This is a genomic window from Candidatus Caldatribacterium sp. (assembly GCA_014359405.1).
Classification (GTDB): Bacteria; Atribacterota; Atribacteria; order Atribacterales; family Caldatribacteriaceae; genus Caldatribacterium; species Caldatribacterium oleiphilum.
This window is the reverse complement of record JACIZN010000075.1, coordinates 1-9,553: the sequence shown is the minus strand read 5'-3', so window position 1 is coordinate 9,553 and position 9,553 is coordinate 1. Positions and strand designations below refer to the sequence as shown.

11 protein-coding genes and 1 riboswitch are annotated in these 9,553 nt (G+C 58.3%); of the genes, 8 read left to right on the top strand and 3 right to left on the bottom strand.

Features of this window, described 5'->3' with window-relative positions; translation table 11 throughout:
* From H5U36_06880 to H5U36_06860, 5 genes are all read left to right on the top strand, one after another.
* Window positions 1-193, top strand: a 193-nt coding sequence (locus H5U36_06880; GenBank protein MBC7217850.1) for a 1-(5-phosphoribosyl)-5-[(5-phosphoribosylamino)methylideneamino]imidazole-4-carboxamide isomerase, incomplete at its 5' end; no start/stop codon positions are given.
* Entirely contained in the window at window positions 187-966 is a 780-nt protein-coding gene (hisF, locus tag H5U36_06875; GenBank protein ID MBC7217849.1) for an imidazole glycerol phosphate synthase subunit HisF, read from the top strand. The genes H5U36_06880 and hisF, both read left to right, overlap by 7 nt.
* Window positions 966-1,616, top strand: coding sequence for a bifunctional phosphoribosyl-AMP cyclohydrolase/phosphoribosyl-ATP diphosphatase HisIE (locus H5U36_06870; protein MBC7217848.1), 651 nt, complete (start codon window positions 966-968; stop codon window positions 1,614-1,616). The genes hisF and H5U36_06870 overlap by 1 nt, the downstream gene beginning before the upstream one ends.
* Window positions 1,617-1,631: 15 nt before the next feature.
* Window positions 1,632-3,395, top strand: a complete 1,764-nt coding sequence (locus H5U36_06865; protein MBC7217847.1) for a phosphodiester glycosidase family protein — start codon at window positions 1,632-1,634, stop codon at window positions 3,393-3,395.
* Between the two features lie 68 nt (window positions 3,396-3,463).
* Window positions 3,464-4,147 (top strand): DUF72 domain-containing protein, encoded by a 684-nt coding sequence (locus H5U36_06860; GenBank protein MBC7217846.1) that lies wholly within the window; start codon window positions 3,464-3,466, stop codon window positions 4,145-4,147.
* On the opposite strand, the gene H5U36_06855 is transcribed toward H5U36_06860, so the two are convergent.
* Entirely contained in the window at window positions 4,080-4,748 is a 669-nt protein-coding gene (locus tag H5U36_06855) for an HAD family hydrolase (GenBank protein ID MBC7217845.1), read from the bottom strand. The two genes, H5U36_06860 and H5U36_06855, sit on opposite strands and share 68 nt — an antisense overlap.
* A gap of 96 nt (window positions 4,749-4,844) precedes the next feature.
* Here H5U36_06855 and H5U36_06850 point away from each other — a divergent pair, with 96 nt between their 5' ends.
* Together H5U36_06850 and H5U36_06845 are read left to right on the top strand one after the other, a co-directional pair.
* The gene (locus H5U36_06850) at window positions 4,845-5,786 is read left to right on the top strand and encodes an NAD-dependent epimerase/dehydratase family protein (GenBank protein ID MBC7217844.1); all 942 of its coding nucleotides are present in this window, start codon (window positions 4,845-4,847) and stop codon (window positions 5,784-5,786) included.
* The gene (locus H5U36_06845) at window positions 5,767-6,750 is read left to right on the top strand and encodes a zinc-dependent alcohol dehydrogenase family protein (protein MBC7217843.1); all 984 of its coding nucleotides are present in this window, start codon (window positions 5,767-5,769) and stop codon (window positions 6,748-6,750) included. The genes H5U36_06850 and H5U36_06845 overlap by 20 nt, the downstream gene beginning before the upstream one ends.
* Here H5U36_06845 and H5U36_06840 read toward each other — a convergent pair.
* Together H5U36_06840 and H5U36_06835 are read right to left on the bottom strand one after the other, a co-directional pair.
* The gene (locus H5U36_06840; GenBank protein MBC7217842.1) at window positions 6,722-7,453 is read right to left on the bottom strand and encodes a hypothetical protein; all 732 of its coding nucleotides are present in this window, start codon (window positions 7,451-7,453) and stop codon (window positions 6,722-6,724) included. The genes H5U36_06845 and H5U36_06840 overlap by 29 nt on opposite strands.
* Window positions 7,450-7,926, bottom strand: coding sequence for an ECF transporter S component (locus tag H5U36_06835; GenBank protein ID MBC7217841.1), 477 nt, complete (start codon window positions 7,924-7,926; stop codon window positions 7,450-7,452). The genes H5U36_06840 and H5U36_06835 overlap by 4 nt, the downstream gene beginning before the upstream one ends.
* 65 nt (window positions 7,927-7,991) lie before the next feature.
* Window positions 7,992-8,175: riboswitch (cobalamin riboswitch) on the bottom strand.
* 341 nt (window positions 8,176-8,516) lie between these two features.
* Here H5U36_06835 and H5U36_06830 point away from each other — a divergent pair.
* Window positions 8,517-9,446, top strand: coding sequence for an aminopeptidase (locus tag H5U36_06830; GenBank protein ID MBC7217840.1), 930 nt, complete (start codon window positions 8,517-8,519; stop codon window positions 9,444-9,446).
* The last annotated feature ends 107 nt before the right edge of the window (window positions 9,447-9,553 follow it).

The following is a 9,553-nucleotide window of genomic DNA, read 5'->3' as shown; positions in this document are numbered from 1 at the left end:
TGAGAACGTGCGGCGGTTCATCGAAAAAAGCGGAGTCTCAGTTATCGTTGCCGGGGGCGTGCGGGGCGAGGAGGATATATGGAACCTCAAGCGCATCCCCGGGGTTTTGGGGGTTATCCTTGGGAAGGCACTCTATGCGGGGAATTTGAACTTTCGCGAAATCCTTGAGAAAATGGGAGGTTCAGGATGTTAGCCAAGCGCATCATCCCATGCCTTGATGTCAAAGAGGGTCGAGTGGTCAAGGGGGTTCACTTTGAGGACCTGCGAGACGTGGGGGACCCTGTGGAACTTGCCAAGCGCTACGAGGAGGAGGGGGCGGATGAGCTCGTTTTCCTCGATATCACCGCCTCGTACGAGCAGCGGGAAATCATGATCCATGTGGCCGAGAAGGTGGCGGAAGTCCTGACTATTCCCTTCACCGTTGGCGGAGGAATCGGAAGCGTCGAGCACGTGAGCAAACTCCTCCGGGCAGGAGCCGACAAAGTCTCCATCAACACCCAGGCGGTCCTCAATCCCAACCTCATCACCGAACTTGCCGAGCGCTTTGGAAGCCAGTGCGTTGTCGTGGCCATTGATGTGAAGCGGACCTGGGACCGAATCACGTCTCGCAGTTACTGGGAGGTCTTCATCAACGGAGGTCGAACCCCCACGGGGAAGGACGCCCTTGCCTGGGCGCAGCAGGTGGAGCGCCTGGGTGCGGGGGAGATTCTCTTAACGAGCATGGACACCGATGGAACCCAGTCGGGCTACGACATAAGCCTGACACGGAAAATCGCCGAGAAGGTGAAGATTCCCGTCATTGCCTCCGGTGGAGCGGGAAAGCTCGAACACCTGGCGGCAGTGCTCCAGGAAGGAAAGGCCGATGCTGCTTTGGTGGCCTCCATTTTCCACTACCGCCACTACACCATCCCGGAGGCCAAGGCCTTCCTGCGAAAACGGGGAATCCCGGTACGGATGGAGGACTAATGGAGCTCCGCTTCGACGAAAAGGGCCTCATTCCCGCAGTCGTCCAGGACGCCGAAACTGGAAAGGTCCTCATGGTGGCCTACATGAACGAGGAGGCCCTGCGGAGGACTCTTGAGACCAAAACCACCTGGTTCTATAGCCGAAGCAGAGGCAAGCTCTGGAACAAAGGGGAGACAAGTGGCCACATCCAGCACGTTGAGGGTATATACGTTGACTGCGACAACGACTGCCTCCTTGTTACGGTGAGGCAGGAAGGGGTCGCCTGCCACACCGGGTTTTTCTCCTGCTTCCACCGAGAACTCGAGGACGGAAAGCCTGGGGAACCCAAAAACGGCAATCCTCCCTTCCCCCTTTTTGCCTTCCTTGGAGAGCTCTTTGAGGTTATCAAGGAGCGGGCTCAGAACCCTTCTCCCTCGTCCTACACGGCAAAGCTCCTTGCAGAAGGAAAGGAGAAAATCCTCCGAAAGGTCGCCGAAGAGGCGACTGAAGTCCTCCTTGCCGCTTTTGAGGAGGAGGTCACCCGAAAGGACCACCTCCGGTACGAGGTTGCGGATCTCCTGTACCATCTCCTTGTCCTCCTCAAGCACGAGGGTTTGAGCTTTGGCGAAGTCATGGAGGAGCTCAAGAAGCGGCACGTGAAAAGACCCTGAAATGAGGTGAAAACCTTGCGGTACCTCCGCCCGTGCATCCTCTGGGTTCTCGTCTTTGTCCTTCTTTTCGGTCTCTCCCTTGAGGTTTCCGCCCAGGTGACTCCGGTTACCTGGGGTGATTTCCTCGGGTCTTTGAAGAACATCCTGGGTACGGCGCCATCCCTTCCTCCCGGGAAAAGAGAAGGGGACCCGGTTCTTCGTTTGGAGGCCGTGGAGGCCATAGTGAAAGCCCTCTCCTATGACGACCTCCTCTCCTTTGTCGATACCCAGAGCGTTCCCTTTCGGGACCTTGCAGACCTTGGTGAGAGGGAGAAGCGTCTCTTTCTCCTTGCCGCTTCCTTGGAGCCTCCTCTTCTTCGGGGAGACATTTCGGGTAACGTCTTCCCAAAGAGAGTCCTGAGCGCTCAGGAGTTCATCATCATCAAGGAGACGCTCAAAAAGTACGCTAAAGGAAACATTCGCTTTGAGCGGCGCAAGAGCATCCATCCCAATCTTGAGCTTGTGGTTAAAAAATGGGGATTTTCTCCCCTTGAGGCGCAGCTTCTTCCTCAGCCCACCGGCGCTCCACAGGACACCTTCTTCCTCCAGGTTGGGGCGTACGAGGTGCGGGAACGGGCAGAGAGAGTTGCGGGCTGGCTCAGGGAACTCGGGTACCAGGTTCATCTTGAGGAGGAAGGGGGCCTCTTCAAGGTCCGGGTTGGACCCTACAAGAGGAAAGACCTTGAGGACGTTCGGTCCCGCCTTGAGAAACAGGGCTTCCCCTCTTACCCTGTGGCCACCCAGGGTGGTGGAAAAGCGAAAGAAGCACTCCCCCCTGGCCCTTTCTTTACCCTGGCTTTGCTCTTTGAGCCATCCAACGCCCCATTTCGTCTTGAGGTGGCTCTCGCCAAGGACCAGGTTACGGATAGGGAGAGGACAAGCGAGATTGCCCGGAGGAAAAACGCCCTTTTTGCCATGAACGCAAGCTTCTTCGCCGAAAACGGCATCCCGATTGGGCTCCTCATGGTGGACGGACGGGTTCTCTCTGAGCCCCGGGAGGGCTGGTACGCGGCGGGGTTCACCGACAGTAATCGCCTCGTCATCGGGGAAACCCGGTTCGTCTGCAAGGTGCTTGGCTTGAGGGGTGAGGTGGAGGTGAACGGAATCAACCGCCCGGCGGGAAAAAACGAGGTGGTGCTCTACGACTCTTTCTTCGGCGGCCAAACGCCAAAGCAAGGTGGAGTCGAAGTCATCGTCCGGCGCGGTGTGGTGGAGGAGATTCGCCCTGAGAGCCAGGGGGAAACCCCCATTCCCCGGGATGGTTTTGTACTTTTTGGACGGGGAGAGGGTGGGGAGGTCCTCCGGAGAACACTTTCCCCCGGGGATCGGGTCCGCGTTCGGATGGTGCTCTACGCACCGGGGAAGCAGATTGCCGAGTGGCAGCGGGTGCGTTACGCCGTGAGTGGGGGACCACTCCTCTTCTTCGAGGGCCAGCCGGGTCCCTTCGGTGATTTCAGTTCTGACATCGTGGCCAAGCGGCATCCCCGAACGGTGGTGGCCAGCCTTGAAGATGGGCGCATTCTCTTCCTGGTGGTTGATGGACGGCGTCCGGGGCACAGCGTCGGCATGACTGTTGAAGAACTTGTCGAGGAACTGAAGACCTACCGGGTTTCCTCGGCGCTCAATCTCGATGGGGGTGGCTCAACGACGTTCTACCTCGAAGGGAAAGTCCTGAACCTCCCCTCGGATCTCACCGGGGAGCGGAAGGTTTCCTCAGCCATTCTCCTCTGTCCAAAATGATTCACGTCGGTACCTGCGGTTTTCCCAAAAAACGAGCCGAGATTTTTTCCTGCCTTGACGTCGTGGAGGTGCAGAGAACCTTTTACGAGCTCCTTTCCCCGGAAACCCTGGCGCGCCTCCGAAAAGAGGCGCCACCGGGTTTTCTCTTCACCCTCAAGGCCTTCCAGGGCATCACCCATCCGGCCTCATCCCCCACCTACCGGCGCACAAAGCTTCCTCCCACCTTTCGTCCTGAAAACCTCGGGTTTTTCCGGAGAACCGAAGAGGTGGAAGCCTGCGCCCGTCACACTCTTTCTCTGGCTTTGGCCCTCTCGGCGCGGGTGATTGTCTTCCAGTGCCCACCGTCCTTTTCCCCAACCCCTGAGAACATCGAGAACTTCGTTTCCTTTTTCGAGCGTTTCCCCCGGGGGGAGTACCTCCTTGCCTGGGAGCCCCGGGGAAAGTGGAAGAAAGAGGAAGTACAGGCCCTCTGCCGAAGCCTCGACCTTGTCCATGTTACCGATCCCTTCACGGGCGAGCCCGAATGGGGAAAGGTGGTTTATCTCCGCCTCCACGGGAAAGGGTCGTACCGTTACCGGTACACAGAAGAAGACCTCCATTTCCTTGCCCGGAAGCTCACCGGGTACGGAAAGGAGGTTTTTTGCCTCTTCAACAACATCCCCATGTTCGAGGACGCCCGTCGCCTCAGAGCGATACTCGCGTCATTCTCTCGAGGCTTCCCCGGAGAATCCTCAAGAGGTCCTGCGGAGTAGAGAGGACGAACTCCGGGTGCATGGCAAGGACCCGCTCCTTCTCAAGGGCTCCCCAGCTTGCCAGGGCAAAGGGAACCCCCGCAAGACGGGCTGCGGTGATGTCGTAGATGCTATCCCCCACAAAGAGCGCCTCTTTCGGAGGAACCCCGAGTTTTTCGCAGGCCACAAGGAGAGGATCCGGGTACGGCTTTGGTCGCGGGGTGTCCTCGGCGCAGAGGATGAATTTAAAGAGGTGGTTGAGGCCGAAGCGGTCGAACTGGTAGCTCATTTCTGAGCGGACCTTCGCCGTAACGATGGCCATGGGGATATCCGCCTCATGGAGTGCCTCAAGGACTTCCCGCATCCCCGGAAAAAGGCGAACGCGGGGCATACCGAGCTTGATGAGTTCCTGCCACCGCCTGATGAAGGCGTCCCTTTGTTCCTCTGGAATACCGAGTTTTCTCACCGTTTCAGGGCTTGGAATCCCGAGGGTAAAGATGAAGAACTCCCGGGGTTTTTCTTCGCCGGTGAACTCCCGGTACGCCTCCTTTATGGCCTCAAGGAAGAGGATGTTGGTGTCGGTTATGGTTCCGTCTATGTCGAAAATCACTGCCTTAGTCATGGTCTCACGCTCCGCAAGGTAAGCTTCCCCGTATTATACCAGGGGTGTCAAGGAGGGGCGCTCTGTGGTATCTTAATCCGGAAAGGAGGAAAAGGCGTGACTATTCTTGTTACCGGAGGAGCAGGCTTCATCGGATCCCACGTGGTTGACGCGTACCTCGCGGCAGGGTTTTCGGTAGCGGTGGTGGATGATCTCTCAACCGGAAGGAGAGAGAACGTGAATCCCCAGGCCCGGTTCTACCAGGTGGACATCCGGGACAAAAGCGCGCTCTCTGAGGTCTTCTCTCGAGAGCGCCCAAGGTACGTGAACCACCATGCTGCCCACATCAACCTTCGCCATTCGGTGGAAGACCCCCTCTTTGATGCCTCGGTGAATATTCTTGGAACGCTCAACGTTCTTGAGCTTGCAAGGGAATTCGGCGTTGAGAAGATCGTCTTTGCATCCACCGGTGGGGCGCTCTACGGGGAGGTGGAGGAGCTCCCCGTTTCGGAGGATTACCCACCGGTCCCTCTTTCCCCTTATGGGGTGGCCAAGTACGCGGCGGAGTGCTACCTCCGGTACTACGAGGCGGTTTGGGGGATTCCCTACGTTGCCCTTCGGTACGGGAATGTCTACGGCCCCCGCCAGGACCCAAGGGGTGAAGCAGGGGTTGTGGCCATTTTCTCGGAGCGAATTCTTGAAGGTAAACCCTGTGTGGTCTTCGGGGACGGCACGAAAACCCGGGACTACGTCTTTGTTGGGGATGTGGCAAGGGCAAATCTCCTTGCCCTTTCGGCGCCCTCCGGGGCGTACAACATTGGAACCGGGAAGGAAACGAGCGTCCTTGAACTTGTTGCCCTTTTTGAGCGTGTTGCGGGGCGGACGGTGGAGGTCGTTTTTTCGGAGGAACGGAAAGGAGAAATCTCCCGCATCGCCCTCTCCATAGAGAAAGCCAAAAACATCCTCGCCTGGGAGCCCCAGGTTTCCCTTGAGGAGGGTCTTGCGGAGACCTTTTTGTGGTTTGCGGAGGAGATGCGCCGTGAAAGCCATGGTTCTTGAGAGGCAGGGTTCACCTTTGCTCCTTCGGGATATCCCTCTTCCCGAGCCGAAGGATGATGAGGTCCTTGTGGAAGTTGAGGCTTGCGGGGTGTGCCATACCGACCTCCACATCGTGGAGGGGGAGCTTCCGGCGCACCGCCTGCCCCTTGTCCCGGGGCATCAGATTGTGGGAAGAGTCGTCGAGGTGGGGAGAAGCGTGACAAGTGTCGCCCCAGGAGACCTTGTGGGAACTCCCTGGCTCTTCTCGGTGTGCGGGGAGTGTCCGTTCTGCCGGAGAGGAAAAGAAAACCTCTGCGAGAAAGCCCGCTTCACGGGGTACGATGTCGACGGGGGGTACGCCGAGTACTTCCTCGCCTATCAGGACAGCGTCTACCCCCTTCCCCAGGGGTATGAGCTGGTGGAGCTTGCCCCGCTCCTTTGCGGGGGAGTCATCGGGTACCGGGCCTACAGGGCCTCAGGTGTAGGGAAAGGGGACATCCTTGCCCTTTTTGGTTTTGGCTCTTCAGCCCACCTTGTGCTCCAGATGGCCCTCTTTGAGGGCCAAGAAGTTTTCGTGTTCACAAGAAGCCCCCACCACCAGGATCTTGCCCGGAAACTCGGGGCATCCTTTGTCGGTGGCGCAGAGGATAACCCTCCTTTACCTTTTGAGGCAGCCATTGTCTTTGCCCCTTCGGGCTTTCTCATCCGCAAAGCCCTCGAGTACCTCGCCCCCGGGGGAAAGGTGGTTGCCGCAGGGATTTATGCCACGCCCATTCCGGAGATTCCCTATGAGCTCATCTACCGGGAGCGGAGTATCCAGACTGTCGCCAACAGCACCCGCCAGGACGTCCGGGAGTTCCTCGCCCTGGCAGGAAAACACCGCTTCCAGGTAACAACTGAGGTATACTCCCTTGAGGAGGCCAACGCGGTCCTTGAGAAACTCAAAAGGCGGGAGATTACGGCTTCGGCAGTCCTTGTGCCCTGAGCTCTCCCACCACCCAGAGGGGTTTTGCAAAATGAGGCCTGAGCTCTTCAATTCCCCTGGAACTTGCAAAAAGGAGCACCGTGGCCGGCCCACAGGAGGTGTAGAGGGAAAAGGGGGGTTCTGGGTTCAGGCAAAGAACAAGGGGGGTGCCCTCGATGAAGTTGAGGGCTTCGCAGAAAATCCCCCGGGACCCCACCGGAAGAGTCGGAGCCTCGGGAAGGAGTTCCCGAAGGTGGAGGATGTCCCTGAGATCTGCGATGGAGTCCAGGTTCTCAAGGACGGTGGCTCCGCAGGAGGGAACTCCCAGGGCGTAAAGGGTCCCCTCTTGAGGCTTTGGAGGATTCTTGCGTCGCTTCCCAAGAACCGTCACGCCAAGGCCGGTTGCGCGGGTTGGAATGTTCTTTTCGCTTGAGAAAAGGAGAGGGATGTTCTCTCTCCTGATGGCCCGAAGCTCCCGGAGGATACCCCTTTTTGCCGCATCAAGCCAGGGGTATGGCTCGATGCTTAAGGTAACCGAGAGGGCAAGGGGTTCACCGGAGGCAGCGAGAATCTCCGCCAGAGCAACCCGGGCGGTGAACTGAGCCGAGATCTCGAGGGGGACGGAGAGCTCGTCCCCCTCTTTTTCCCCTATTCCCCCGAGGGAATCGCAGGCCAGAAGGAGTTCTTCATCCCCGAAGGGAATCACAAGGCAGTCCCTTCTCATTTTCGGAAAATCACCCGGAAGAGAATCGCGGCAAGGACGATGTTGACTGCCGACCCTATGATGAGGGAAGGTAGCATGCCGAAGAAGAACCCCCACCCAAAGAGGGGCACAAGACCCAGGGGAGCAAGGATGCCGTTGAGAAGGATTCCAGAGATAATGGCGGCCAAAATCCCCAGCCGCTTAAAGACGAAGCGGAAAAGAAGGACAATGCCGCCCATCTCAAGGGCGATGAGAAGATGTATGGGAAAGCCCAAAGGGAACCCCACGTTGAGGGATGTGAGGATATGCCCCAGGAGAGCAACCGCTGCGCCTTCCCCGTAGCCTAAGGCTAAGGCACTGAAAAACCCGGGGAGGGAGTCTAAGGCCACCGTCCCGGTGGGGCTTGGGATTTTGATGAAGGACCCCACAACGCAAAGCGCCACCAAAGCCGCCGAGAGACTCAGACGGTACGTGAGGGTACGAGCACGTTCCATGCACCTTCCTCCTTTCGCAAAATGAAAAAGCCCTCAGGCAATGCCTGAGGGCTTTGCCATCACCCTCTTTTCGGCGCTTCCGTGGCAGGTCTTCTGGCTTGGGGGCAACCTACTCGGTGCGCCTTCCCAGCCTTTCAGCCAGTGGCTTTGTGCACCTTTCGTTCCCCCTCACAGCGGCGGGTCCGCACCGGATTCGCACCGGTTTCCCTATTCTCCCCGAAACGGAGCACCACGGAAGGGTGTACTTTTTGCTTTTTCCTCATTATACTCCTTTTGGGGCTTTTGGCAACCACGGCTGGGCCAGGGTGGTGGTATAATCTCTTAGAGTAGCTCCCTTGCCAGGCCTACGAGTACGAGCCTAAGAAAGGGAGAACCTTTGAGTCTGGGGATGCACCGAGTGGGGTGTGGGGAATATCGGCGCCATTCTTCTCCCACCCAACGGGATTCCTGTCCCGTCCCACTCCGATGGCATCTGCCTCAACACCTTGGTGTGGCTTGATGGAGAGCTCATCATCGACCGGGGCCAGGTGGTGGACGAGGAACTGCGGGAGCTTGCCGCGAAACTCGGAAATCCTCAAGGAGGTGCCAGGATGCATCTTGCACCGCTCATGAAGGGAGCGATGATTGCCGTCCGGGACTGCATGGGGGTGCAGCCCGGGGAGCGGGTGCTTGTGGTGACGGATACAGGGAAGCTCTCGATTGCCGAGAGTTTCTTCCTTGCTCTTCATGCGCTTGGGGTTGATGGCACGATGGTTGTCATGACGCCTCGGTCGCACCATGCCGAGGAGCCCCCTGAGGAGGTGAAGGCAGCGTTCCTTGCCTGCGATGTGGCCCTCCTTGTGACTACGATGAGCCTCACCCACACGCGAGCCCGGATGGAGGCTACCGCAAAAGGAGCCCGCATCGCCAGCATGCCGGGGATAACCGAAGATATGATGACTGTTGGGGCCATGACGGCAGACTACGAGAAGGTTTCCGAGCTCAGCTGGAAGGTGACGCGAATTCTTGAGGAGGGGAGCGAAGTCACCATCACCACCGAGCGGGGGACGAACCTCCGCATGAGCATAAAGGGCCGAAAGCCCGGCATTCCCCCCGATGACGGCCTCTACCGGGAGAGAGGACGGTGGGGGAATCTCCCCGCTGGGGAGGCCTACATCGCTCCGGTTGAGGAGTCGGTGGAGGGAGTGGCGGTGATTGACGGGTCCATGTCGCCCCTTGGGGTGCTGGCAGAACCGATTCGCCTGGAAATTCACGGAGGAAAGGTGGTGAGGATTGAGGGAGGCAGAGAAGCACAGGAACTCGCCNGAGAGCTCGGCATCGGTACCAACGAGAAAGCCAGAATCACGGGAAATATCCTTGAAGACGAAAAGGCTTTCCGAACCGTCCACATCGCCCTGGGCATGAACCTCGACATGGGCGGCACAATCGATGCGAAGACCCACAACGACGGAATCATCGTGAATCCCACGGTGGCGGTCGATGGGAAAATCATCATGGACAAAGGGGTATTCACCATCTGAGCGGTGGTGGACCGATTGAAAATCATTCTGTCCGGCGATGGAAAGGCAACGTGTTTTCCCCGAGGTTGCCCTTTTCGGGGCCGTTCTTTTTGCCTCTTTCTGGGTGG